Source organism: Providencia sp. PROV119 (assembly GCF_028482435.1).
GTDB lineage: Bacteria > Pseudomonadota > Gammaproteobacteria > Enterobacterales > Enterobacteriaceae > Providencia > Providencia stuartii.
The window spans coordinates 20,229-45,167 of sequence record NZ_JAMPQL010000032.1; the positions used below are offsets into that span (position 1 = coordinate 20,229).

The following is a 24,939-nucleotide window of genomic DNA, read 5'->3' on the forward strand; positions in this document are numbered from 1 at the left end:
TTATTTTGTGTCAGATAAACCGATGGTAGGCAGGATATCTGAAAAGTGTGTTAATACACAGTCAGGCTCACTCAGAGCGATTGATTCACCATAGTTATAACCGTAAGTTAGGCCAACGCTAAGGCATTGTGCGCTTTTTGCCGCAATAATATCATTACGGGAATCACCGACAAAAAGCAATTCCTCTTTACGTAAACCAAGCTTGCCCATGGTGAGATACAGTGGCGCTGGGTGTGGCTTTTTCTCTTTCACATCATCGCCGCCAAGCACTAACGAAAAATAGCGATCAATGGCTAATTTTTTCAGTAATGGCGCGATAAAAGGAGTGGGTTTATTGGTCACTATGGCCATAGGGATGTTATGGAATGCGAGCTTTTCTAACGTCTCTTTGACTTCTGGAAATAGTTCGCTGCCCGTTGTCACAGCGGTGGCATAGAATTTATCAAAACTGTCACGGGTCGCTTGGTGAAGCTCGGGAGTGATGGTTGCTCCCGCCCATGTTAATGCGCGTTCAATCATGACATCGGCACCGTTACCTACCCAAATTGAAACACGCTCTTTCCCTGCTGGTGGAAAACCTTGTTCTTTTAATGCGTTATCTAGCGCTTCAGCTAATCCACCAGCACTGTCAACGAGAGTACCATCTAAATCAAAGGCAATTGCTTTGATGTTTTCTAAACTCGGTTGTGTCATTGAGATACCTTTTGTAATTCCTTACGCATTTGATCAATGACGGTTTTGTAATCAGGCTGACCAAAAATTGCAGATCCTGCAACAAAGGTGTCGGCACCAGCAGCGGCAATTTCGGCAATATTATCAACTTTAACACCGCCATCGATTTCTAAACGAATATCATAGCCACTTTCATCGATCATTTTACGGACTTGGCGCAATTTAGTCAGCGTATGTGGAATAAAGGATTGACCACCAAAGCCTGGGTTTACCGACATGAGTAGGATCATATCGACTTTATCCATCACATACTCTAGGTGGCTCAATGGTGTTGCTGGGTTGAAAACGAGGCCAGCAGTACAGCCATGTTCTTTGATTAACTGTAGTGTTCTATCGACATGTTCGCTGGCTTCAACGTGGAAGCTGATATGATTTGCGCCTGCTTTTGCAAAGTCAGGGATAATTCTGTCGACAGGTTTAACCATCAAGTGGACATCGATTGGCGCAGTAATTCCGTAGTCGCGTAGGGCTTTACAAATCGGTGCACCGAACGTGAGGTTAGGAACATAGTGGTTGTCCATAACGTCAAAATGCACGATATCCGCGCCAGCGGCTAGTACTTTTGCGGTATCTTCGCCTAAACGGGCAAAATCTGCAGATAAAATAGATGGGGCAATGAGAAAATCTTTCATTATTGTCTCCGATTATTTAAACGTCACCTGAGAGTCATTCCACGCCAGACGAGAGGCGCTTGATGTTTTTCTTATCAGCGTTTTTGGGGAGTTTTAGCGCAGGCTCCCCGTTATATAGTGCCAACAACTCATTGACTTTCGCGCGATTAAGTATGTTTCGACTGATTGTTCGACGCACTTTGACAATGTGTAATTTAGCTTGATGATACCACTCTCTTGTTGCTGGCGTGTCATGATTTGAAATCAGAACCGGAATTTTGCGATCTGAAGACAAATAATGGGCTAATCGCGCAAGATTTTGTTGTTTTTGAGCGCTAAAGGCATTGGTGTGATAGGCCGTAAAGTTCGCTGTTTCGGAAAGCGGAGCATACGGAGGGTCACAATAAACGACCGAGCCTGATTCCGCAGATAGCAGCGTACTTTCATAATCTTGGGTCACAAAGGTCGCTTTTTGCGCTTTATCGGCAAACCACAGTAGTTCTTCTTCTGGAAAGTAGGGCTTTTTATAACGACCAAAAGGCACATTAAATTCGCCGCGTGAATTATAACGACATAGCCCGTTGTAGCAGTGGCGATTTAGATATAAAAATAATACGCTACGTTTGATAGGGTCTGTAGATTGGTTAAATTCTTGACGTTTAATGTAATACTGCTCGGCGGTATTAAATTCAGGCGTAAAGATCTCGCGTACTTCTCCGATGAAAGAGTCTGTACGGTATTTTACGGTATTGTAGAGGTTAATGAGGTCGCTGTTGATATCAGCTAGGACATAAGCATCGTAGCTGGTATTTAGGAAAACAGAACCTGCTCCTACAAAGGGCTCGATCAAGCAATCACCCTGTGGAAGATGTTTTTTGATATCTTCCACTAGAGGGTATTTGCCGCCGGCCCATTTCAAAAAAGCGCGTGTTTTTTTCATGCCGTCTTATTGTTACAAACGTTTAGAGTAGTATTGGGTACTCTGTCAGGACAGCATAATGCGCCCGCTATAAAACGTTGTTATTTCTGATCCTGTTGAACTTGCTTCATATTTCTAACCCATGGTTTTTTCGCTTGAATTTCGGCTGGTAAAGTCGCAATAGCGCTTTTAGCTTCATTGACGGAGCGATAGTTGCCGTGGATCAGAACATACCAAGTTTGCCCATTACGGATTGTTTTATAAACTTTATAGTTATTGAGTTTATGTTGTTTAGCGAAAGCTTCTAGTGTATCAGAACGGCTTGCACTGCTTAATTGTAATGTGTAGTTACTCGCAGGCGCTGACATTAAGTTACCACTTTGATTTTGGTTCGCCGTGGTTGTTTTTGCTGACTGCTTAGGTTGAGTCGGTTGTTTAGTTTCAACAGGCTTTGTTTGCGTCCTCTCTGGTTTTGCAGGCACCGTTTGTGGCTTTTGGGCCGGTGGCGTTTGTGTCACAGGAGGCGGTGCAATATTTTGTGCCGGCGTATTCGCCGTGCCTTGGTTGAGTGATTGACCTTGGTTTAGGGCATCGACAACATCACCCGGGATTTCAATCCGTTCACCATAATTATTTGTTTGTTGCTGTTGAGTACCTTGGGTAGGTACTGGGTTCACAGGCGGTACGTTTATCTCTTGTGCCTGGCCTGATGGGCTTTGATTATTGCTAAGCGATGAAGAGCTAGACAAATCGATATTACGCTCGTTTGCCGTTGTATCAGTTTGCTGCTTTTCATGCTCTGTTGGAGCTTTTAAGGCTGAGCTAATGGCGATAATCAGTAATAACAGCACCAAAACACCTACACCAATCATAATATGTTGGCGAGATATCGTGAGTTTAGGTTTTGCTGTTGATGATGGACGGCTACGACCTGCCGGTCGGTCGGATGTATCTGGCCGTAGATCATTTTGTGTATTAGGCTGATTATCTGGTTTAAATTCGTCCATTTTGCCCTCCCGAATAAATATCACCTTGTAATCGAGATAAAATTTCTCTTTTCATTACGGCCTCTTCACGAGTAAATAGTGTATACCCGCGATGTTGCAAAGGATAGTCTTATACTTGTCATATCGTCTTCATATGATTAATACGACATATGATATTGCATGTCTAAAAGTCTAAGTGTTTGAGAGTGTGTTGTAACCTGAAACTTTAGGCATAGCTTATAATTTAACGATTTTAAGACATATCTGCCAGAAACATTTTAAAACCTCAAATTATCTGGATGGTTTTATCTGTTTCTGGCTGATAATCACACAAGATGGCTTAGGTTTCGGGTAAACAGGACGATATCGCATCTCGTACTGTTTGTGTTTCAATATCTGAGCGCATTTCTGCATGGCCGATTGTGGTAGGTAAGATAAGATGGAGTTTCCCGCCCATGACCTTTTTATCCCGCATCATATGAGGTAAATAGTCATCCGGTTTCATTTGCTCAGGACCCGTCACAGGTAGCTCAGCGCGTTCTAACAAGGCGATAATTCGCTGAGTTTGGTGTGCGGTGAATGTGCCTATGCGTTCTGCCGTTTTAGCCGCCATCACCATACCTGCTGCAACGGCTTCACCGTGCAGCCAAACGCCATAGCCCATATGGGCTTCAATAGCATGACCAAAAGTATGGCCAAGGTTAAGTAGCGCCCTTAAGCCGCTAGTCTCTTTCTCATCAGCCGCGACGACCTGTGCTTTTAATTCACAGCAGCGACGGATGCAGTAAGCCATGGCTTGATTATCAAGAGCCATTAGAGCGTCGATATTCGCTTCTAGCCAGCTGAAAAACTCACCATCAAGGATGATGCCATACTTGATGACTTCAGCAAGACCAGATGAAAGCTCTCTTTTCGGTAACGTTTTTAAGCAATCAAGGTCGATGATGACAGAGGCGGGCTGATAAAATGCCCCGATCATATTTTTGCCTAATGGATGGTTTACCGCGGTTTTGCCGCCTACGGATGAATCTACTTGTGATAACAAGGTGGTTGGTACTTGGATAAAACGAACCCCACGTTGATAACTTGCTGCGGCGAAACCTGTTAGGTCACCGATAACACCCCCACCAAGTGCTATGAGGGTGGTATCGCGATTATGGCGTTTTTCGAGTAAGGCAGTGAAAACATCGTTCATAATGAACAAGGATTTATACTGTTCCCCATCCGGTAAAATGATTGAATCTACTGTTACCCCTGCTGCTTCAAGAGCACGCGTCACTTTCTCAAGATAGATAGGCGCAAGTGTCTCGTTGGTCACCAACATAGCTCGTTGACCCGCTTTGAGTGGCCAAAAAGCATCTGGTTGGTTATAAAGACCCGGAGCAATTGTGATTGGATAACTGCGTTCATCCAGAGTAACAGTGACTTTTTCCATCTTGCTTTACCTTGTTGCCATGAGTAATGTTAAGTTAGTTTTTTTCTAACAGCTCAATGATTTGGCTTGCGACAACTTTGGCACTTTGCTCATCAGTATGAATGGTGATATCAGCAATTTCTTCATACATCGGGTTGCGTTCAGATGCCAATTTTTCAAGAACTTCACGAGCCGGTTCATCCACTTGTAATAGTGGCCGTTTTTTATCACGTTGAGTTCGAGACAACTGTTTCTCGATAGTGGTTTCGAGATACACAACAACACCACGAGCAGATAGGCGATTGCGAGTTTCTTTCGATTTTACTGAACCGCCACCCGTTGCCAGTACGATGCCTTGTTTTTCGGTAAGCTCATTGATGATTTTTTCTTCGCGCTCGCGGAAGCCTTCCTCGCCTTCTAGGTCAAAGACCCAGCCTACATCTGCACCTGTACGTTTTTCAATCTCGTGATCAGAGTCGAAAAACTCCATATTAAGCTGTTGAGCCAATTGACGACCAATAGTGCTTTTGCCGGCACCCATCGGTCCAACCAGAAAGATATTGCGTTTCTCTGCCATGTTTTTTGGTATTACTACGATTATTCGTTAATGATAACCCGCCCCGCCAATCGAATTAGCGACGGGACCTAAACTGAAACCTCATGAGTGATAAGTGAGATCAGATAAGAAAATTATCTCAATACATCAACCTGAATTGCAACTATATAAATGTGGCACTGAGCGAACAAAGTGCCACATTTGTGTTACTGGTTTCTTCTATTATGCCGTCTATTTTGCCTAACGTTTTGTTCAACATGAGTTTTAACAGTATTGCCACTGCATATAAAAGCAGAGGAACGTGTTAATTTATAGAGCAAATTGATTGCGGCTATTTTATAAGCGGCTGATAGCTTGTTCTTTAATCTACTGATAGTTAGAACACTCAATGGGTAACCTTGTATGCTAAAACGACGTCAGCGTCAAATTTATCCGGTAAGTTTATGGCATAAAAAATAATTTTCTCTGCTCACATTTCCTTTATATTCATTCAACTACTTGAAGTATCAATATTATTTTTTTATCTAAATATTGATCAGCTTTGGTGTGATAAAAACCACAAGAACTCTACGGTCAATATGTTCACCTGTATTGGTAAATAACTTTCCCAAAAGGGGAATGTTGGAAAGAAAAGGTAGGCCTGTTTCTGTTTTTTCTTGCTTCTGTTGAAAAATGCCGCCGAGTATCAATGTTTCATTGTTGCGTATCGTGACAGAGGTAGCGATTTCTTGCTTATTGATCGCTAAATAGTGTTCATCACTGGTGGTAATCGCTTTATCAGGGGAGTTATGACTGATTTTCAGTAGTAGCTCAACGTGATCTCCGCGTGAGAGAGTTGGCGTGACCTCCATTCCTAATACCGCATCTTTAAACTGAACGTGTGTTTTCTTTTCTGTGCTAGTGACATAGGGGATTTCAGACCCTTGCTGAATACTGGCGGGGTGTTTGTGTGAAGCCATCAAACGAGGGCTTGCGATAATAGAGAGCAAATTTTCTTTTTCTAAAGCATTAAGTTTAAGTTCTAACAGCCCTTCGCCCAGCCGAAGTAAATTAAACTGACCTGATGAAGAGTCATAGCGGTTATAACGCTGGTAGCGGCTATTATTGGGGCTACCCGATAACATTCCCCACTCCAAGCCTAACTCTTGCAGGGCTGTCCGGCTGCTGCTGATAATGTGTGCGGTAATTTGGACTTGCTGTTTAGGAACATCAAGTTGCTTTAACCACTCTTCAATCAGTTGTAAGCGGGTTTTTGTCTCTTTTATCACTAAACTATTTGTTGCAAAGTGGCTGATGGCGGTAGCTTGGCTCGATAATAAAGCATTTTCAGGGTGTTTTAACTGTTCGAGGGCATCTGTTGCACTTATGGATGTGAGTTTAAAGATTTTTTCGATGAATGGATTCTCGACGGGTTGATGAGAGGGAGTTGGTGAGGGAGAGGCGAGCTTTTGGTGAGTTTCATCTAAAGGCAGAGGGATGAAGGGGTCGCGCATCTCTTGAGCGATCACGTTTAAGGGAATAGTAAAAACAATGATTACAGCTAAAAACAGTTTATTGTTCATTAATATCATCCTTGATAAATGAGAGGGTGAATGTGGCTGTTAACTCGCCATTGCGAGGCGAAAAACGTACCTCAGAAATGAGACCTGTTTGGTATGATGCGGGCGTGATAATGGCATGGATGAAGCGGTAAATTTGCGGGTAATCACCTTGAACTTCAACCTGATAACGCTGCTCATTGGCCGCTACAGCCGGCGAGGGTTGTAAACGGTTAAGTACGACCTTTGTTTGGGTAACCATGTGTTGTATATGAGCCACAAATTGTGTTGCGTTTTGTTTTGATAATGTTAATTCTTGCTCCAGAGCCACCATTTGTTGCTCAAGTTGATGGAGTGAAGGAAGTTGTGTTAGTGCCTGCGTATATTGTTGTGATTGAGAGGCGATATGCTGAGTTTTATTTTTAAGTTCAGTCAGTTGAGACTCCACTTCCTGCCAATAAAAAAAGGTGTAAGCCAGTAAGATAGCAATCGTAGCAACCCAAAGAGGAATAGTTTGTTGCCAAAAAGGGCGATACCAAAACCCAGAGGCATTATCATTCATTCGTCTCCTCCTGATAGTGTGCACTTACATGCAAGTAGTTAACCTGACGAGTTTTCCCCATTTTTATGAGTTGTACTTGATGCAATAACGGGTTGCTTTCTAAGCGAGTGATCAATTGGCTAATATCGTGAAAATCATAGCTAACAGCAGCTATTTCTAGGTTATTACCAGTGAGTGAGACCTTCGCGAGCCAGCTTTTTTGCGGTGTAAGTTCAGGTAGCTTATAAAGAAGATTTAACCGAGTTCGGTTACTTTGTGCTTGCCGATTAAGGTGTTGTCGGTGCGTTTGCCATTCAGCGAGCTTGGCTTGTTTTTCGTTAATCACCTTTATCTGTTGCTGCTTTTGCGCGACATGTTGTTCGAGTTGCATTTTGGTGATCTGCCACTGTGTTTGTTCGAACTGCTGTTGTGAAGAACTGTAGATAACCACGATCGCGACTAGACAACTTTGCAGAATAAATAGCGCGAAACACCGCCGTTTATTGCGAGTAATACGCTGTTGCCGCCAAGGTAAAAAATTAACTTGATACATGGTCACGATCCTTATCGCGTAACGCTAAACCTGTTGCAACCACAAAATCACCGAGTTGGTGAGGGAGCCTAACGGTATGGTTATGAAAGGCTTGCAATAGGCTCCATGAATGTACTGCCTGAGACTTATGGTGATCGCCGATATAATAGAGAGGCAATTTTAGTGGCCCATTGTTTTCATTGAGTAGAGCGATAATTTGTGGAAGTGTGGTGATGTCATTTTCTTGGATTTGATTATAAGTTGCAGGTTGACTGACGGGGCCAGTCCATAGCCACTCCCCTTGGCGATAATGTATTAGCCAACTCTCATCGGGTAACCCAGCATAGCGTGCAATGTAACGTAAGACACAAGGGGCGACATCAATTGCGGTTAACAAGAAGCCACTGTCATGTAATAAATTTTGCCAAAACACGATCTCTGACTTACGTACCCCGTTTAGGTAGGCTCGATTGTCTATCACACGATAATCGATCACCAAATCTTCTGAACTTAGTGGAAACAATTTTTCGGCGCAGCTTTGTAAGTACCAACCTAGCTCAGGTTGCTTTAAAGTCACTTGTTCAGGTAAAGTCACTTGCTGTTTTAATGTTCTCAGAGCAGAAAATGCCATTGAGACCTGACAATTTTTAGGTAATTTCCGACGCCATTGTATTAAAATTTTCAGTAGCATCTCGTATCTATCATGTTCAGATTGGCTGGTGATTTCGTTTGGAATATTATGTTGCCAACACTCGCATAAGTACCGCCGTTTGCGGTTTTGTTTTGTGGCAACAAGTTGAATTGAGGCTTGGCAAAGGTCTATTCCGATGTTCCATTTTTGTGAATACATAGATAATTTCCTTATCATCAACAAATAAATTACGATTTCTATTGAGCTGTATAAGCTTTATACTACGCGCCAGCTATATCTAAACCCTCCTGTCTGTTGAGTATGGGAATTATCCGGTGAAGTTCGTAAAATATTTTTTTATTATTGTTATTTGTTGCATTTTTTTGGGAACCGCCTCGATTTTTGGCATGTACAAATATGTCGAAAATGAGTTACCTGACGTCGCAACAATGAAAGACATCCGCCTACAAACGCCGATGCAAATCTTCAGTGCTGATGGTGAATTAATTGCACAATATGGTGAAAAACGCCGTATTCCGCTGCCATTAGCTGATATCCCCCCCCTGATGATCAAGGCCTTTATTGCAACGGAAGATAGCCGTTTTTATGAGCATCATGGTATCGACCCTGTGGGTATTTTCCGTGCCGTTACGGTAATGGCATCTTCGGGTCGTGCTTCCCAAGGGGCGAGTACAATCACCCAGCAATTAGCCAGAAACTTTTACTTAAGCCCAGAAAGAACCATAATGCGTAAGGTAAAAGAGGTCTTTCTTGCGGTGAGAATTGAGCAGTTATTCACCAAAAATGAGATCATGGAACTGTACCTCAATAAAATTTACCTTGGTAACCGTGCATATGGGGTTGGCGCAGCCGCGTATGTGTATTTTGGTAAAACGGTCAATGAATTAACGCTCAGTGAAATGGCGATGATCGCGGGCTTACCAAAAGCACCTTCGACATCAAATCCTTTATTCTCTTATGAAAAAGCGATTAGCCGTCGTAATGTGGTGCTTGGGCGTATGCTAGAAGAAAAATACATCACCCAAGCTGAATATGAACAGGCAAAAAATGAGCGAATTGAAGCGTCTTATCACGCACCGAAAATTGATTTCTCAGCACCCTACCTCGCCGAAATGGCACGCCAAACATTGTATGAGCAACATGGTGAAGATGCTTATACTGACGGTTACAAAGTCTACACAACGGTTATTCGCAAAGACCAACTCGCAGCCACTGATGCGGTACGCAATAATTTAATTGATTATGATGTCCGTCATGGTTATCGCGGGCCAGCAGACGTGTTGTGGACAGCAGGAGAGCCTGCCTGGACGACAGAAAAAATTATCGAAAAACTTAAAAAATCCCCTGTTTATGGGCCATTATTACCTGCTGTTGTCCTTTCCTCAACGGACAGCGAAGCGACGGTGCAATTGGCCGATGGCTCAACAGAGAAAATCACTTTAGCGGGTGTGCGTTGGGCGCGTAAATTCATTTCCGATACCCAGCAAGGTGCCATGCCAAGTAAAGTGAATGCGGTGATGAAAGCAGGTGAGCAAGTTTGGATCCGCAAAGTAAAAGATATTTGGTGGCTGGGACAGGTTCCTGAAGTTAACGGGGCTTTTGTGGCATTGAACCCAAATAATGGTGCGATTATCGCCTTAGTGGGTGGCTTTGACTTTAATATGAGTGAGTTTAACCGCGTCACTCAGTCATTACGCCAAGTTGGCTCGAATATCAAACCTTTCTTGTATACAGCAGCGATGGATAAAGGCTTGACGCTGGCATCACTGTTAAATGATGTTCCTATCAGTCGTTGGGATGCGGGAGCAGGGTCAGATTGGCGGCCGAAAAACTCACCACCTCGTTATGCAGGCCCTATCCGCTTAAGACAAGGGTTAGGTGAATCAAAGAACGTGGTTATGGTACGCGCCATGAGAGCGATGGGGGTTGACTATGCAGCCGATTACCTCACACGTTTTGGCTTCCCTGCGGAAAATATCAATCGGACTGAAGCCTTAGCGCTCGGTGCGCCATCATTTACGCCAATGCAGATGGTGCGAGGCTATGCGGTGATGGTGAATGGTGGTTATCTGATTGACCCTTACTATATCCAAAAAATTGAGAATGCAGAGGGTGAGGTGCTTTTTGAAGCTAATCCAAGAATAGCTTGCCCTGATTGTACTGATATTCCAGTGATTTATGGAAATACGGAGCGTACGATCGCCCTTAAAGGTGTTGATGACGAGTCGACAGAAGAAATTACTCAATCAGATGATAAACCAACGGAGCAAGAGCCAACGATGGAAGTGACATCTGCGGCACCAAAAGAAGCGACACCTCAAGATATGTATGCGCCTCATGTTATCAGCACACCTTTAGCGTTCTTAATTAGGGATGCAATGATGACGAATATCTATGGTGAACCAGGCTGGTTAGGTACTGGCTGGCGTGCAGCGAGAGATCTAGGTGGTCGCCGTGATATTGGTGGTAAAACAGGCACAACGAATAGCTCGAAAGATGCTTGGTTCTCCGGTTACGGCCCTGATGTTGTCGCCTCGGCTTGGATTGGTTTTGATGATAATAGGCGTACCTTAGGGCGCACTGCAATCAGCGGTGGTGAAGCGGGGGCGAAAAGCGCTCAACCAATATGGGATGACTTTATGAAGTCAATCTTAGAAGGTGTACCGGTTACGATGATGAAGCCACCGAAAGGGATCATTGCTGTTTCTATTGATAGTCGGACGGGTAAGCTAGGCAATTCTCGTAAAGAGTATTTTATTGAGGGTACTGAGCCTAAAGAGCATGCTATTCAAGAGGTTGGAACGACTATCTTTGAAGAGGGCGGCGAGAGCCAAGAACTGTTCTAATGTGTTTGGCTCCCTGTTCAAAGGGGAGCTAACAAGAGAGTAAATGTTAAATAGGAAAATCGTTGTATTGATTTTCCTATTTATTTTTAACGCAAAAATTAATCGGTGATCTATTTGGAAAAATGGCGCTAATTGTATTTTTTTAAATAACGCTCAAGATAGAATAAGGCACTGATATTACGCGCTTCATTGAAATCAGGGTGTTCAAGTAACTCCATCATGCGTGCAATTGGCCATCTAACCTGTTGTAAAGGCTCTGGTTCATCCCCTTCTAGCTTTTCATGATAAAGGTCGCTTGCGATGAGAATATTCATCTTACTAGAGAAGTAAGAGGGTGACATGGTGAGTTTCGCCACTTGTGTGATGTGATTGGCACCAAAACCGATTTCTTCTTTTAACTCGCGTTGTGCTGCTTCTATTGGGGTTTCACCGGGATCGATAGCGCCTTTAGGGAACCCTAATTCGTAATCTTCAATACCGACAGCGTATTCACGGATTAGGATCAAACTATCATTGATGATAGGAACAATGAGTACGGCCTCACGTTTCCCTGGACGCATCCTTTCATAAATGCGTTTTTCGCCGTTGCTAAACTCGAGGTCAACAGATTGGATACTGAATAACTTGGAATGAGCAACATCCTGAATATTCAAGATTTTTGGCTTTTTAAGCTCAGTCATAACAATTCCCGAATAGGGTGAGTGAATAAAAATATCAGCGACGCTACAATGTCGCTATTACACTGTTGTTAACTATGACCCATATCAAAAAAAATTGATAGAGATTATCGGGTTGATAAAATGCTGTTAGTATACCTATCGCACTTCTAGTTGTGTGAGAGGTATGATAATAAGGTACAGTGCTTCGTCTCTTAGGTTTTTATATTAAAATGGCGTACTTAGCATGTATACAAACATACAACTTGAATTATTTTATGTATATATGAAGTGTATAAAAAGAGCACAGATTAATAAATAAAATTTTTTAATTACAACATATTGTAAATTAACATAAAAACTAAAAATAGAATAGGAATTGGCTTATATAGCGATAGCGCCGTGATTGCTATGCTTTTCTTGATATTATTTCACTGGGGAAAAAATGCTTACTTACGTCATTATAATGGCTATTTTTATAATTAGCCTAACTATAATGGCTTCCTTTCTGTATTTCAGGCGGGGGCGGAATTCTGGTGTCTATCAGATCCCTTCTCAAGCTGAGCCATCTTACCGGAAGATGATAGATAACGACTATCAAATCATCTCTCAGTACTTACGTACCAACCCTTTTCCTTCCCAAAGCGCTGAGCAAACACCGTGGCAATTGAAGAAAAATGCCGTGATCGCAACGGTGTGTAATTCAGTCACTCGATTTAATTTGCGGCAAGAGCAAGCGAATAGTTGGCGTTATTTTATTGATACCATTGAAGTTAAACTTCCCCACCAGCTTGAACCTTATTTACAGCAAAAAAATGTGATGGAGTTAGTTGAAACTAACCATCTACCATTAATTATTTCTCTAAATAATTTCTCGTTAAAAGATTTTAATTATGAGTGGACCTCTGATGATATTCAGGAAATTGTTACCCCTGAAGCGGCAATTCATGAAAGAGGAGAACCTAATGTTCAAGTATTGCGTGTTCGCAAAGAAACTATTGAGGAGCATCGGCTAAATCATTCCTCTGGTTGGCTAGGCACTTTACTGATTTGTTTGAGCTTTTTACTTGGGTATTTAGCACTAATTGCCATTCCTTTTTTGCAGTCATGGGGGTTTGTCGGAGCCTTTTTCTGTTTTGTTGCGGGCCTATTGGCTCTCTTTCGCTTACGTGTCTTCCCTAAGAAATTACAAGATGTGCAGTGCGTTTTTGGGCAGCCGAAACGGTGGGAACTGTATGGGGAACTAGATAAAAGGCAATCATCGACCGTCTCTATAGGGGGGATCGATCTCTATTATCCTTCCCATTGGGAACCTTATATCCACCATGAGTTAAACAAAGCGACTCAGATAGACATGTACCCGTCAGGGCAGGTTTTGCGGCATGGGCAATTTCTATCATTGCACGAAGAGGAGCGCTATTACCCTTATCGGCGATATAAAAAAAATCTCCTGATACTCGCAACTGGTTTACTGGTTTTATTTTTGATGTTTTCCTATCAATCCATGTGCTTACCCATCAAACTCGGGTTTGCATGGCTTGAGGGCGCTGAAAAGATCAAGGTCATGAATGTGGCTGAACTGGAAACGCGAAAATTAAAAGTTGGTGATAGCTTAAGTGCGAAAGGGGTTGGGATGTGCTATCGGCCGCCTAATCTGTCTGATACGAATCATGCTCAGTTTGCGCCTTTTGATTGTTCAGGCGTGTATTGGAACAATATGAATTTGACGCCAGACCCGGAATCTGAAGTGATAGAGCGCGCAATTAGGCTACTTAATACAGTGCAAAAGCAGCTACACCCTGAAAAAAACAGTGTTGGGGTTAACCCGCGCTTACAGCGTGATATTATGAAATCAGGGATGAATATTATTTTTGATTTCTCTGAAATAATATTGAAAACCAACGAGTTATGTTACCAAGAACATGCCTGCTCTAAGCTGAAAAGTGCGCTAACCAATTTAGGCAGCACCGATGATTGGGGAACACTTGTTGTTAAAGCGTCCACAGGGAAATTAAGTGGCGCTCATGTTTTATTACGCGCAGGTAGTGCCGAGGCCTTGGAAAAGCTAGTTGAAGTCACCACATATGAATTTATCAAAGTCGAAGTTGAAAAAGAGGCTGCAAAACTGAATAGCCCTCCACCGGGTGGCGTGCTACTGATCAGTGATGAAAATAAAGCGCTCGTCGATTTTATCGTGGGGAGCACATTCAATGATATGACGCCTTTGCAACGCTGGGTGGAGCTTAAACGGATAGCGGGCTTGCTTATCAACACCCCGTTTGATGTCGAAGGTATTATCACGGATTTGTCGACGGATGCGAACGGGACATTACATATCACCCTTCATAGCAAACCGGATGAGAAGGTATTGTCGCAATATGTGATCAGTTCCTTATTCACTCTCTTTCTCGGCATTGGCGTGTTATTAAATGGTACTTTAGTCATATTCCGTATCATGAATAATAAAAAGCGATTACGTAATATTAAACGATATTATGATAAGTGCTTTGAGGCAGACAATCCCTCCAATCAAAGTTAGTTTCTAAATGATGGAGGCCTCATTTTAAAGATTGGCACTGAGGATAACATCATGAAACAATCACCTACAGAACAAGTTCGCCTAGATAAATGGTTATGGGCAGCGCGTTTTTACAAAACACGCTCGATAGCTCGCGATATGATTGATGGCGGAAAAGTTCATTACAACGGGCAAAGGACCAAGCCCGGTAAAATTGTTGAACTGAATGCGTTAATCAGGCTAAGGCAAGGTAATGATGAACGGACTGTCGAAGTATTGGAAGTGAGTGGTCAGCGCAGAGGCGCGCCAGAAGCCCAATTACTTTATCGTGAAACCCCCGAGAGCCAAGAGCAGCGTGAAAAATTGGCCCAAGCTCGGAAGATGAACGCATTAACGATGCCGCATCCAGAACGGCGACCCGATAAAAAAGAGCGTCGAACCCTGCTAAAATTTAAGCAGACAAATTCCCATGACGTGTAACCGTTGATGTTATTCGTATTTAAAAACATTTTAATCAAGGTGAGAGGTTTTTAACGAGGCCTCTCATAAGCAATAGAGAGAAATTATGGCTAAACAAGACCTACTCCACCGTTTCCTTTTTGAACAGCATGCTGTACGTGGGGAGATGATCACTGTCGATGAGACATTTCAGCAGATCCTGAACAATCATGACTACCCAGATGCCGTTAAAGGACTATTAGGTGAATTGCTTGTTGCTACCAGCCTGCTTACCGCAACATTGAAATTTGATGGTGATATTACTGTACAAATCCAAGGTGATGGCCCAGTGAATTTGGCTGTTATTAATGGCAATAACTTACAACAAATGCGGGGTGTTGCGCGTGTTGATGGCTCCGTGGTTGCTGGGAGCACACTAAAGCAGATGATTGGTAATGGCTATATGGTCATTACTATCACACCCAATCAAGGGGAGCGTTATCAAGGGATTGTTGCAATCGAAGGTGAAACGCTAGAAGAGTGCATTGATGCTTACTTTATGCAGTCAGAACAGTTACCAACGCGCTTGTTTATTCGCGTTGGTGAATCACAAGGTAAAGCGATTGCCGGCGGCATGTTACTGCAAGTACTCCCTGCTGCGGATGAAGGTAGCCATGATATCTTTGATCACTTAGTGCAGTTGACCGCGACCATTAAAGGCGAAGAGTTGAGTGAGCTGGATGTCAAAGAGGTGCTACATCGTTTATATCATGAAGAAGATGTTACGCTATACGACCCACAATCCGTTGAATTTCGTTGCACTTGCTCACGGGAGCGTTGTGAAAGCACATTAATGACTTTACCTGAAGAAGATGTTATCGATATATTGCAAAAAGATGGAAAAATTGATATGGAGTGTGAATATTGTGGCTCACACTACGTATTTATTGAATCCGATATTCAAGGGTTGAAAAATGAGCAAAATCAGCAACTTCACTGATACGATTTAGCAACCTAATTATGTGACGAGGGTGCAATTTTGCACCCTTTTTTTATAATTTTAAAGGCTTATTACGTGCTCTAAGTCTCATAATGAATTAAAAAAAATTATACATTTTCAATTCTTTGATAGCTATCGCTGTTAATTAGTCGTAAAGAATTATGATCATCTGTAGATTAGTTATGATTACCAGGAGCAATAATAATGAGCGCTAAAAGTATTACCCCGAAGGAACTCGAACAATATGGCATTCATGATGTAGCCGAAGTTGTCTATAACCCTAGTTATGAACTGCTATTCAAGGAAGAAACTAAACCTGGATTAGAAGGCTATGAGCGTGGCACAGTGACCACGTTAGGTGCTGTTGCGGTTGATACCGGTATTTTTACTGGTCGTTCACCAAAAGATAAGTACATTGTGCGTGATGATGTCACCCGTGATACTGTCTGGTGGGCTGATCAGGGCAAAGGTAAAAACGACAACAAACCAATGACCCAAGAAGTTTGGAATGAATTAAAACATTTAGTGACAGAGCAGCTATCAGGTAAACGTTTGTTTATCGTTGATGCATTCTGTGGCGCGAATGCGGACACTCGCTTAAAAGTGCGTTTTATCACGGAAGTGGCATGGCAAGCGCATTTCGTTAAAAACATGTTTATTCGCCCAACTGACGCAGAACTGGTTGGTTTTGAGCCAGACTTTATCGTTATGAACGGTGCAAAATGCACTAACCCAAATTGGAAAGAGCAAGGTCTGAACTCAGAAAACTTTGTGGCTTTCAACCTAACAGAGCGCATGCAGTTAATCGGTGGTTCTTGGTACGGCGGCGAAATGAAAAAAGGTATGTTCTCAATGATGAACTACCTGTTGCCACTTAAAGGCATCGCATCAATGCACTGTTCTGCTAACGTTGGTGAAAAAGGCGATGTCGCTATTTTCTTCGGCTTGTCTGGTACAGGTAAAACAACATTGTCTACAGATCCAAAACGTAAGCTAATCGGTGACGATGAGCACGGTTGGGATGACGATGGTGTGTTTAACTTTGAAGGTGGTTGCTATGCAAAAACTATCCACCTTTCTAAAGAAGCCGAGCCAGATATCTATGGCGCCATCAAACGTGATGCTCTGTTAGAAAACGTCACGGTACTGGCGGATGGTAGCGTTGATTTTGACGATGGTTCGAAAACAGAAAACACGCGTGTTTCTTACCCAATCTACCATATCGAAAACATTGTTAAGCCAGTCTCTAAAGCGGGTCACGCGACGAAAGTCATTTTCTTAACGGCAGATGCGTTTGGGGTGTTACCTCCAGTTTCACGTTTGACGCCAGAGCAAACACAGTATCATTTCCTATCTGGCTTTACGGCTAAGTTGGCAGGTACTGAGCGTGGTGTCACTGAACCAACACCAACCTTCTCTGCCTGTTTTGGTGCGGCATTCCTATCACTGCACCCAACACAATATGCTGAAGTATTAGTTAAGCGTATGGAAGCTGCCGGCGCGAAAGCTTACTTAGTGAATACGGGTTGGAACGGTACTGGTAAACGTATTTCTATTAAAGATACGCGCGCTATTATTGACGCTATCTTAAGTGGTGATATCGAAAAAGCAGATACCATTAAGCTGCCAATCTTTGATTTGGAAGTTCCAACAGCATTACCGGGCGTTGATACCAATATCCTTGACCCTCGTAATACCTATGCTGATAAATCACAATGGGATGAGAAAGCGAAAGACTTGGCTGATCGTTTCGTGAAGAACTTCGACAAATATACTGACACGCCAGCAGGTGCAGCATTAGTGAAAGCAGGCCCTAAACTGTAATGGGTTTGTTGAACAAATAATTATAAGGCCCTGAATTCAGGGCCTTTGTTTTTTATTGAGTGGGTAAATCTGCATGCAGTCATCTATTAGTCAGCCGCAGGTAAATCAAACAGTAAAATTTCGCTGTCTTCACTCGCTGTCATTGTGAGGCTAGCTTCTTGCCAGATCGCTAAGCCATCGCTGGTTGTGGCAGTTTGGCCATTAACCTCGATGTTGCCTTTAACCACTTGGATCCAAACAACGCGTTTGTCGGCAATCGCATAGGTTTGGGTGTCATTGTTCGATAACGCCCAACGCCACAATGTCATGTCTTGATACACTTTTAGCGAGCCATCTCTCGCATCAGGTGATAGCACTAGCTGTTTCCCATCCTTTGAATCAAAACGTTTTTGCTCATAACGTGGCTCGATACCGGCCTTTTCCGGCAAAATCCAGATTTGATAAAGGTGAAGGCGGTTTTTATCATCAGGGTTGTACTCAGAATGACGTACTCCCGTACCCGCACTCATTATTTGAAATTCACCGGCTGGGATCTGCTCCATATTGCCCATGCTGTCTTTATGTTCAACGGTGCCTTCTAGAACATAGGTGAGGATCTCCATATCTTTATGAGGATGGGTACCAAAGCCTTGCCCTGCATCGATAACGTCTTCGTTGATGACACGGAGCGCAGAGAAGCCCATAAATTGCTTATCATAATAATTGGCAAACGAAAAAGTATGCCAGCTATCTAGCCAACCATGATTAGCATGGCCACGTTCATTTGCTTTGCGTAAATAGATCATTGTGTCATCTCCTTAAAAGCCTATCGCCAACCGATGTTGGAACAGTGCTAAATTTGTTGATGACAGTTTAAACAATTTAATAATAGAGAGAAGCCGTTACGATTGACCATAGAATTCAAAAAGTTTGAACAAGATCAGGAGATAAAAAAGTAGCCAGCACAAGGCTGGCTAAACTAAACACTGGAAGCAATGTGAGCAATGTCGTACTGCCAAGACAGTGACTGTATCAGTGATGTCGAGGTAGTGATTTGATGATAATAGTTATCACTATCGTTTGTAAAGTGTTTTTTTTAATCAAAATCGTATAAATTACAATAAAAATCGCAATTATATGATTTCTATCAAATTAAATAATATCCATTATTTTTCAATGGATTAACTTTTTATAGGTTCAGCGAGATTTTTGAACGATACATAGGGAAAGTAGGGGTATTATTGAGGTTAGAATGCCTCGCTATTACCCCGTTTAATTATGTTTATGCAAAAACCATTGCGTGGCTTTAAATGATTTTTTGCGTAGGTTACGCCTTTAAATAGTTTATTGCTCTGTATGTAACGGCAGATTTTCCGCGCAAGCCGCAGCCGAACTCCACGCCCATTGGAAGTTATAACCGCCTAGCCAGCCTGTGACATCCAAAACCTCACCGATGAAATATAATCCTTCTGTTTTTAGTGAGCCCATCGTTTTCGATGAAATTTCGCGGGTATCAACGCCACCTAAAGTGACCTCAGCGGTACGATAGCCTTCAGTACCATTAGGTTGTATTTGCCACTGATGTAAGTTGTTATGCAGTGTCTCAATTTGTGGGTGGGTAAGTTGTTTGAGTGCGCAATCAGGTATCTGGCCTAGCGTTTGCAAAACTTCAACTAACCGTTTTGGTAATAATTTGGCGAGTGTTGTTTTAAGGGATTGGTTTGGATGTGTTTGCTTTTCTTCAGCCAAATAATCCGTCAGAGAGTGTTCAGGAAGTAAGTTAATACTTACAAACTCTCCGGGGTTCCAATAATTGGAGATCTGTAAAATAGCGGGGCCAGATAGGCCACGGTGAGTAAAAAGAATATTTTCTTTAAATAAAGTACCATCGGCGGAGGTAACGGTTGCTGCAACAGAGACACCCGAGAGGACTTGTAGCGTCTCTAACAGCGGCTTATGCAGTGTAAAAGGAACTAACGCTGCGCGGGTCGGTAAAATCTGATGACCGAACTGTTCGGCAATTCGATAACCAAAAGGTGTCGCTCCTAGTCCGGGCATGGATAGGCCGCCCGTTGCGACAACAAGTGAGTGTGCACTCACTTTATTTCCGTTCACTGTTACCACAAAACCATTGTCTATTTTTTCAACGCCAGTCACTTCGCTACGCAATTTTATGGTGATATTGGGTAAGCGGCACTCTTCTTCGAGCATATCAACAATATCTTGGGCGCTATTGTCACAGAATAATTGGCCTAATGTTTTCTCGTGGTAAGGGATATTATATTTATTAACCAACGCAATGAAATCCCACTGTGTATAGCGAGCAAGTGCTGACTTACAAAAGTGAGGGTTGGCGGAAAGGTAATTACTGTGTTCGGCATAGATATTGGTAAAGTTACAACGCCCGCCTCCTGACATGAGGATTTTTCTGCCAAGTTTTTTTCCGTTATCCAAGACCAGTGTATTCAAACCACGCTTCCCTGCGAGTGATGCACAAAAAAGTCCTGCGGCACCTGCACCCAGAATAATGACGTCATAATTTTTCACAATAAGAAATTCTCTATCTGTTTGATTTTAAAAGACACTACAATTTTATGAGTGGCTAGAGTTCGTTAAACTTTTATCGTTGCGATACCATGTATCGTGTAACAACTGATGAAAAGTATTGAATACATATTATAATTAGGGTCTGCTGAACTTTTAGGCTTATTTTTTGGTCAGTGATTAATCAATGACGCTGACTCAAAATTGGTTTTAGGGTTTTTCTAAAAGATCAGCGGTTCGTTCGATATTCGCCAAAAAAGATGAATTTACTCTGATTTGCGTGAAATTCTAACGAAAAAGAGAAAAAAAATCAGAATAAAAACAAATTGTGTAATATGCTGATAATTATAGGATAATAATCATGTTGTACTTTTTTCAACAGTAGTGAAATCAAAAAAAGGTTAGATTTTGCTTCCACCGCTAGCGTTTGTCACTGATAATGCGCCGCGTTCATGACCAACATAAAATGGCTTAACGTCTATGCTACATCTTTTTACAGGTTTGGAATTTTACACCGGCCTACTGTTAGTACTGGCACTGTTATTTGTGCTGTTCTATGAGGCTATAAATGGCTTCCATGATACCGCGAATGCGGTAGCGACAGTTATTTATACCCGTGCAATGCGCGCTCAGTTCGCGGTTGTTATGGCGGGTGTTTTTAACTTTTTTGGCGTTCTGCTCGGGGGGTTAAGCGTTGCTTATGCAATTGTGCACCTATTGCCGACAGATCTTTTGCTTAATGTGAGTTCAGCTCACGGCCTAGCAATGGTCTTTTCATTGCTATTGGCTGCAATTATCTGGAACCTTGGAACCTGGTACTTTGGTATCCCTGCATCCAGTTCTCATACGTTAATCGGGGCGATTATTGGTGTTGGTTTAACCAATGCAATTGTGACTGATTCATCGGTTGTGGATGCCCTCAACATACCCAAAATGATCAGTATTTTCATGTCCCTTATCCTTTCTCCTGCTATTGGTTTTGTGATCGCGGGCTTGATGATATTTGTTCTACGCCGTTACTGGAGTGGTACGAAAAAACGTCGCCGTATTCACTTAACGCCCGCAGAGCGTGAGAAAAAAGATGGTAAGCGCAAGCCACCATTCTGGACCCGTACTGCACTGATTCTTTCCGCCGTTGGCGTGAGTTTCTCACATGGTGCAAATGACGGTCAGAAAGGCATCGGTCTTATCATGTTAGTACTGATTGGTGTTGCGCCAGCCGGTTTTGTCGTCAATATGAATTCAAGCGGTTACGATATCGCAAGAACGCATGATGCTGTTGTTCACTTGCAACAATACTATGAGACACATAAACCAGCACTCAACCATGCAATTGAAAATACACCAGCAGTGACTGGCACCGATGAAATTGGCGAAGAGTTCCATTGTGATAGCTCACGTACGGCTATCGTTCTGAGCCAAGCTCAAAAGTTGTTGAATGGCGTACAAAGCTACGATGAGTTATCACCAGAGCAACGTAATCATATGCGTCGCTTATTAATGTGTATCTCTGATACCGCAAATGCGGTTGCTAAGCTGCCAGAAACTAGCTCTCAAGATGCAAGCTTGCTGAAAAAATTGAGTAATGACTTACTGTATACCGTTGAGTATGCGCCATTGTGGATCATTATTTCAGTTGCTTTAGCATTGTCTCTCGGAACAATGTTTGGTTGGAAACGCGTTGCGGTCACTATCGGTGAGAAAATCGGTAAGAAAGGCATGACATATGCGCAAGGTGTTTCTGCTCAGGTGACTGCCGCTGTTTCAATTGGTGTTGCGAGCTACACAGGGATGCCTGTTTCGACGACTCAGGTATTATCTTCCGCAGTTGCGGGAACCATGGTCGTTGACGGTGGGGGTGTTCAGAGCAAGACAATTAAGAGTATTGCTTTGGCATGGTTATTAACACTGCCTGTTTCTATCTGTCTATCTGGTGGTTTGTACTGGATTGCATTGATGATTATCTAGAACAGTTTCGCAAACTGTTGATAGAATGAATACAACATAATAGTGATGAGCTGCTCAGTTCATCACTATTTTTTTGCCTTGAAAACCGTGGAGTATCGAGTTTGTTTTTTTACCCTGCTATTAAGCAAAAATAAGTAGGTAAATTAAGCTAACAATCACTAAGATACTTAGCTGACTAATTTGTAGAAATTGTTTGCGTATCCTCTCACACCGTAATATGACCTCATCGTCAAAATGCTCAAGGTATTGCTTACTATTGATATAACGAACCAGTTTTAGCTGTTTGTTTAACTGGCCGTGGGTTGTGAAAAAGCCATTACCGTCGACAGATTGATAAAGCAACGGGTCGGTATCCCGTAGGATATAAAGCAAAACACGGATGGAAGAAAAGTAGCGTATCATATTGATGATACACAAAAAGCATAAAGCCCAGAACAAGGCAACCATACTGAACATACTCACCTCCTTAGGTATCAGCTTGCGCTGTTGCTACAAAGGAAATAAAGCAAACACAGTGTTAAGCTAGCTTATTGTTTATTGTAGGATAATAAGTTGCCTAAAAAAAGTGCAAACCCGAGGATTTTTGAGCGATTTTTATCCGAATTTAAGCTGATAAAAAAGAGATATTGGGTAAAAGTGTGTAATAACAGAATGATTATCTAAGAAATAGGCTACTGCTTGTTTATATTGAAAAATATCACACATAACTCTCGTTTATATATTAATATTGTAGAGATGATGTTATTGTTTTCTAAAATGTTATGTGATGAAAGATTCACTAGGCTAATCTGCACAGATGTGATCAAAACGACACTTATCTATCATAGTATGCAGGTATAGTATTTATAAGCGATTGGTGAGTTAAGAGGCTAAGAATAGGATAGGCTCTTAACTTATCACAAAATCAGCATTCGGAAGGAGTTTACTTTATGGCGTACAAACATATTCTCGTAGCGGTAGATTTATCACCTGAAAGTAAAATATTACTGGATAAAGCCGTCTCTATGGCAAAACCTTACGGGGCTAAAGTATCCATGATCCATGTTGATGTGAACTACTCAGATCTCTACACTGGCCTTATTGATGTGAATTTGGGCGACATGCAACAGCGTATCACGGATGAAACTCGTAATTCACTCAAAGACCTCTCCGCAGGCGCAGGTTATGAAATTCAAGAAACATTGAGCGGTAGTGGTGATCTTGGTCAGGTCTTGGTTGATGCAATCAAAAAATATGATATGGACTTAGTGGTCTGTGGTCACCACCAAGATTTTTGGAGCAAGTTGATGTCTTCAGCTCGCCAGTTGATTAATACTGTCCATGTTGATATGTTGATTGTTCCACTGAATGACGATGATGAATAATCCATTCAGTTAAAAATGAAAAACTATTCGCTAAAAACGCTTGCTTATGCAGGCGTTTTTTTTGGCTTAAAAAATTTAAATTAAGTTACTTATTGTCAGGTCAAGAAAAATTTTTTTGTATTAGAGTAAAAAAAACCTTGAAACTTGAATACAAACTAGTGATATATTCAATAGGCAAATGCAAATCAACCTCACATTTCCCCAAAAATTATCACAAGAAAGAGTGAGGAATATCACAACAAAAAATTTAAAAAGGAAGATATAGATGAATTCACTATCATCGTTCTTGGAGTCTGTACAAAAAAGAGACCCTCAGCAACCTGAATTCCTCCAGGCTGTTCGCGAAGTCTTTACCTCACTTTGGCCATTCTTAGAAAATAATCCTAAATATCGTGAACAAGCACTACTTGAGCGTTTTGTTGAGCCTGAAAGAGTGATTCAGTTTCGTGTTTGTTGGGTGGATGACCAAGGTAAAGTGCAAGTGAATAGGGCTTGGCGGGTTCAATATAGCTCTGCTATCGGCCCATTTAAAGGCGGTATGCGTTTCCACCCTTCAGTTAACCTTTCCATTCTAAAATTCTTAGGCTTTGAACAGACACTAAAAAATGCACTGACAACCTTACCAATGGGCGGTGGCAAGGGTGGCTCTGACTTTGATCCGAAAGGCAAAAGCTATGGTGAAGTGATGCGCTTTTGCCAAGCACTGATGACCGAATTGTATCGCCATTTAGGCGCGGATACTGACGTACCCGCGGGTGATATCGGGGTTGGTGGTCGTGAAGTTGGTTTTATGGCTGGGATGATGAAGAAATTATCGAATGATACTTCATGTGTTTTCACGGGTAAGGGACTCTCTTTCGGGGGAAGCTTAATTCGCCCAGAAGCAACCGGTTACGGTTTAGTTTATTTCACAAATGCGATGTTAAAACGCCATGGTTTAGGTTTTGAAGGCATGCGTGTAGCGGTATCTGGCTCTGGTAACGTTGCGCAGTATACGATTGAAAAATGTATGGAGCTTGGCGCAACGGTCGTCACGGCATCCGACTCAAATGGTACTGTTGTTGATGAAGCTGGCTTTACACCAGAAAAATTAGCGCGTTTGGAAGAAATTAAAAACAATTATGGTCGTGTAGAGGCCTATGCAAAAGAGTTTGGCTTAACCTACTTAGCAGGTCAGCAACCTTGGTGTGTACCTGTTGATATTGCTCTACCATGTGCGACACAAAACGAATTAGATACTGCTGCCGCAGAATTGCTGATCAAAAATGGTGTTAAAGCGGTTGCTGAAGGCGCGAATATGCCAACGACAATCCCAGCGACT

At 42.3% G+C, this 24,939-nt stretch carries 22 protein-coding genes; 8 read left to right on the plus strand and 14 right to left on the minus strand.

The features are described from left to right. The 10 genes from PSF11_RS19630 to pilM form a co-directional block, all read right to left on the minus strand. Complete coding sequence (locus tag PSF11_RS19630) at nt 1–693, minus strand: phosphoglycolate phosphatase (RefSeq protein ID WP_072502638.1); 693 nt, start codon at nt 691–693, stop codon at nt 1–3. Next, nucleotides 690–1,364, minus strand: a complete 675-nt coding sequence (rpe, locus tag PSF11_RS19635; RefSeq protein WP_004916064.1) for a ribulose-phosphate 3-epimerase — start codon at nt 1,362–1,364, stop codon at nt 690–692. The genes PSF11_RS19630 and rpe overlap by 4 nt, the downstream gene beginning before the upstream one ends. A 34-nt stretch (nt 1,365–1,398) precedes the next feature. Continuing rightward, a complete protein-coding gene (gene dam / locus PSF11_RS19640) occupies nt 1,399–2,283 on the minus strand; it encodes an adenine-specific DNA-methyltransferase (RefSeq protein ID WP_272682876.1) in 885 nt (294 codons plus the stop codon). Between the two features lie 80 nt (nt 2,284–2,363). Then, on the minus strand, nt 2,364–3,269 hold the full coding sequence (locus PSF11_RS19645) for an SPOR domain-containing protein (RefSeq protein ID WP_272682877.1): 906 nt from the start codon (nt 3,267–3,269) through the stop codon (nt 2,364–2,366). A gap of 319 nt (nt 3,270–3,588) precedes the next feature. After that, complete coding sequence (gene aroB, locus PSF11_RS19650; protein ID WP_004916059.1) at nt 3,589–4,683, minus strand: 3-dehydroquinate synthase; 1,095 nt, start codon at nt 4,681–4,683, stop codon at nt 3,589–3,591. Nucleotides 4,684–4,717: 34 nt separating this feature from the next. Next, nucleotides 4,718–5,239 (minus strand): shikimate kinase AroK, encoded by a 522-nt coding sequence (aroK, locus tag PSF11_RS19655; RefSeq protein ID WP_004916057.1) that lies wholly within the window; start codon nt 5,237–5,239, stop codon nt 4,718–4,720. A 503-nt stretch (nt 5,240–5,742) separates the two neighbouring features. Further along, nucleotides 5,743–6,780, minus strand: a complete 1,038-nt coding sequence (locus tag PSF11_RS19660) for a secretin N-terminal domain-containing protein (RefSeq protein ID WP_014657124.1) — start codon at nt 6,778–6,780, stop codon at nt 5,743–5,745. After that, nucleotides 6,770–7,318, minus strand: a complete 549-nt coding sequence (locus PSF11_RS19665) for a hypothetical protein (protein WP_014657123.1) — start codon at nt 7,316–7,318, stop codon at nt 6,770–6,772. Before PSF11_RS19665 ends, PSF11_RS19660 begins: the two co-directional genes overlap by 11 nt. Beyond that, the gene (locus PSF11_RS19670) at nt 7,311–7,850 is read right to left on the minus strand and encodes a PilN domain-containing protein (protein WP_004916052.1); all 540 of its coding nucleotides are present in this window, start codon (nt 7,848–7,850) and stop codon (nt 7,311–7,313) included. Before PSF11_RS19670 ends, PSF11_RS19665 begins: the two co-directional genes overlap by 8 nt. After that, on the minus strand, nt 7,837–8,679 hold the full coding sequence (gene pilM / locus PSF11_RS19675; RefSeq protein ID WP_014657122.1) for a pilus assembly protein PilM: 843 nt from the start codon (nt 8,677–8,679) through the stop codon (nt 7,837–7,839). The genes PSF11_RS19670 and pilM overlap by 14 nt, the downstream gene beginning before the upstream one ends. A 116-nt stretch (nt 8,680–8,795) precedes the next feature. Here pilM and mrcA point away from each other — a divergent pair, with 116 nt between their 5' ends. Continuing rightward, nucleotides 8,796–11,327 (plus strand): peptidoglycan glycosyltransferase/peptidoglycan DD-transpeptidase MrcA, encoded by a 2,532-nt coding sequence (gene mrcA / locus PSF11_RS19680; protein ID WP_014657121.1) that lies wholly within the window; start codon nt 8,796–8,798, stop codon nt 11,325–11,327. Nucleotides 11,328–11,455: 128 nt separating this feature from the next. Here the strand turns inward: mrcA and nudE are convergent, their stop codons facing one another. Further along, complete coding sequence (gene nudE / locus PSF11_RS19685; protein WP_004916049.1) at nt 11,456–12,007, minus strand: ADP compounds hydrolase NudE; 552 nt, start codon at nt 12,005–12,007, stop codon at nt 11,456–11,458. Between the two features lie 421 nt (nt 12,008–12,428). Here nudE and PSF11_RS19690 point away from each other — a divergent pair, with 421 nt between their 5' ends. From PSF11_RS19690 to pckA, 4 genes are all read left to right on the plus strand, one after another. Beyond that, complete coding sequence (locus tag PSF11_RS19690; RefSeq protein ID WP_004916096.1) at nt 12,429–14,522, plus strand: IgaA/UmoB family intracellular growth attenuator; 2,094 nt, start codon at nt 12,429–12,431, stop codon at nt 14,520–14,522. Nucleotides 14,523–14,573: 51 nt separating this feature from the next. Next, nucleotides 14,574–14,981, plus strand: coding sequence for a ribosome-associated heat shock protein Hsp15 (gene hslR / locus PSF11_RS19695; RefSeq protein WP_004916047.1), 408 nt, complete (start codon nt 14,574–14,576; stop codon nt 14,979–14,981). A gap of 85 nt (nt 14,982–15,066) precedes the next feature. Beyond that, nucleotides 15,067–15,939, plus strand: a complete 873-nt coding sequence (gene hslO, locus PSF11_RS19700) for an Hsp33 family molecular chaperone HslO (protein WP_072502636.1) — start codon at nt 15,067–15,069, stop codon at nt 15,937–15,939. A 204-nt stretch (nt 15,940–16,143) separates the two neighbouring features. After that, a complete protein-coding gene (pckA, locus tag PSF11_RS19705) occupies nt 16,144–17,763 on the plus strand; it encodes a phosphoenolpyruvate carboxykinase (ATP) (protein ID WP_072502635.1) in 1,620 nt (539 codons plus the stop codon). Between the two features lie 86 nt (nt 17,764–17,849). Here pckA and PSF11_RS19710 read toward each other — a convergent pair whose 3' ends face one another. Both PSF11_RS19710 and PSF11_RS19715 read right to left on the minus strand, forming a co-directional pair. Beyond that, entirely contained in the window at nt 17,850–18,548 is a 699-nt protein-coding gene (locus tag PSF11_RS19710; RefSeq protein ID WP_004916039.1) for a pirin family protein, read from the minus strand. Between the two features lie 538 nt (nt 18,549–19,086). Beyond that, nucleotides 19,087–20,289: an NAD(P)/FAD-dependent oxidoreductase gene (locus PSF11_RS19715; RefSeq protein WP_004916038.1), complete on the minus strand. Its 1,203-nt coding sequence runs from the start codon at nt 20,287–20,289 to the stop codon at nt 19,087–19,089. A 477-nt stretch (nt 20,290–20,766) separates the two neighbouring features. On the opposite strand from PSF11_RS19715, the gene pitA reads away from it, so the two are divergent. Next, on the plus strand, nt 20,767–22,254 hold the full coding sequence (pitA, locus tag PSF11_RS19720) for an inorganic phosphate transporter PitA (RefSeq protein ID WP_004916035.1): 1,488 nt from the start codon (nt 20,767–20,769) through the stop codon (nt 22,252–22,254). A gap of 120 nt (nt 22,255–22,374) precedes the next feature. Here the strand turns inward: pitA and uspB are convergent, their stop codons facing one another. Further along, on the minus strand, nt 22,375–22,710 hold the full coding sequence (gene uspB, locus PSF11_RS19725; RefSeq protein WP_004916033.1) for a universal stress protein UspB: 336 nt from the start codon (nt 22,708–22,710) through the stop codon (nt 22,375–22,377). A 473-nt stretch (nt 22,711–23,183) separates the two neighbouring features. On the opposite strand from uspB, the gene uspA reads away from it, so the two are divergent. Then, nucleotides 23,184–23,618, plus strand: coding sequence for a universal stress protein UspA (gene uspA / locus PSF11_RS19730; RefSeq protein WP_004916030.1), 435 nt, complete (start codon nt 23,184–23,186; stop codon nt 23,616–23,618). A gap of 265 nt (nt 23,619–23,883) precedes the next feature. Continuing rightward, on the plus strand, nt 23,884–24,939 hold a 1,056-nt coding region (gdhA, locus tag PSF11_RS19735; protein WP_272582847.1), incomplete at its 3' end, for an NADP-specific glutamate dehydrogenase.

Coding starts and splice junctions, on each gene's coding strand:
- PSF11_RS19670 (WP_004916052.1), bottom strand. CDS start 7,850: ATGTATCAAGTTAATTTTTTACCTTGGCGGCAACAGCGTATTACTCGC.
- rpe (WP_004916064.1), bottom strand. CDS start 1,364: ATGAAAGATTTTCTCATTGCCCCATCTATTTTATCTGCAGATTTTGCC.
- hslR (WP_004916047.1), top strand. CDS start 14,574: ATGAAACAATCACCTACAGAACAAGTTCGCCTAGATAAATGGTTATGG.
- PSF11_RS19645 (WP_272682877.1), bottom strand. CDS start 3,269: ATGGACGAATTTAAACCAGATAATCAGCCTAATACACAAAATGATCTA.
- aroB (WP_004916059.1), bottom strand. CDS start 4,683: ATGGAAAAAGTCACTGTTACTCTGGATGAACGCAGTTATCCAATCACA.
- pckA (WP_072502635.1), top strand. CDS start 16,144: ATGAGCGCTAAAAGTATTACCCCGAAGGAACTCGAACAATATGGCATT.
- aroK (WP_004916057.1), bottom strand. CDS start 5,239: ATGGCAGAGAAACGCAATATCTTTCTGGTTGGACCGATGGGTGCCGGC.
- PSF11_RS19690 (WP_004916096.1), top strand. CDS start 12,429: ATGCTTACTTACGTCATTATAATGGCTATTTTTATAATTAGCCTAACT.
- PSF11_RS19660 (WP_014657124.1), bottom strand. CDS start 6,780: ATGAACAATAAACTGTTTTTAGCTGTAATCATTGTTTTTACTATTCCC.
- nudE (WP_004916049.1), bottom strand. CDS start 12,007: ATGACTGAGCTTAAAAAGCCAAAAATCTTGAATATTCAGGATGTTGCT.
- uspA (WP_004916030.1), top strand. CDS start 23,184: ATGGCGTACAAACATATTCTCGTAGCGGTAGATTTATCACCTGAAAGT.
- hslO (WP_072502636.1), top strand. CDS start 15,067: ATGGCTAAACAAGACCTACTCCACCGTTTCCTTTTTGAACAGCATGCT.
- pitA (WP_004916035.1), top strand. CDS start 20,767: ATGCTACATCTTTTTACAGGTTTGGAATTTTACACCGGCCTACTGTTA.
- PSF11_RS19630 (WP_072502638.1), bottom strand. CDS start 693: ATGACACAACCGAGTTTAGAAAACATCAAAGCAATTGCCTTTGATTTA.
- pilM (WP_014657122.1), bottom strand. CDS start 8,679: ATGTATTCACAAAAATGGAACATCGGAATAGACCTTTGCCAAGCCTCA.
- PSF11_RS19710 (WP_004916039.1), bottom strand. CDS start 18,548: ATGATCTATTTACGCAAAGCAAATGAACGTGGCCATGCTAATCATGGT.
- uspB (WP_004916033.1), bottom strand. CDS start 22,710: ATGTTCAGTATGGTTGCCTTGTTCTGGGCTTTATGCTTTTTGTGTATC.
- PSF11_RS19665 (WP_014657123.1), bottom strand. CDS start 7,318: ATGAATGATAATGCCTCTGGGTTTTGGTATCGCCCTTTTTGGCAACAA.
- dam (WP_272682876.1), bottom strand. CDS start 2,283: ATGAAAAAAACACGCGCTTTTTTGAAATGGGCCGGCGGCAAATACCCT.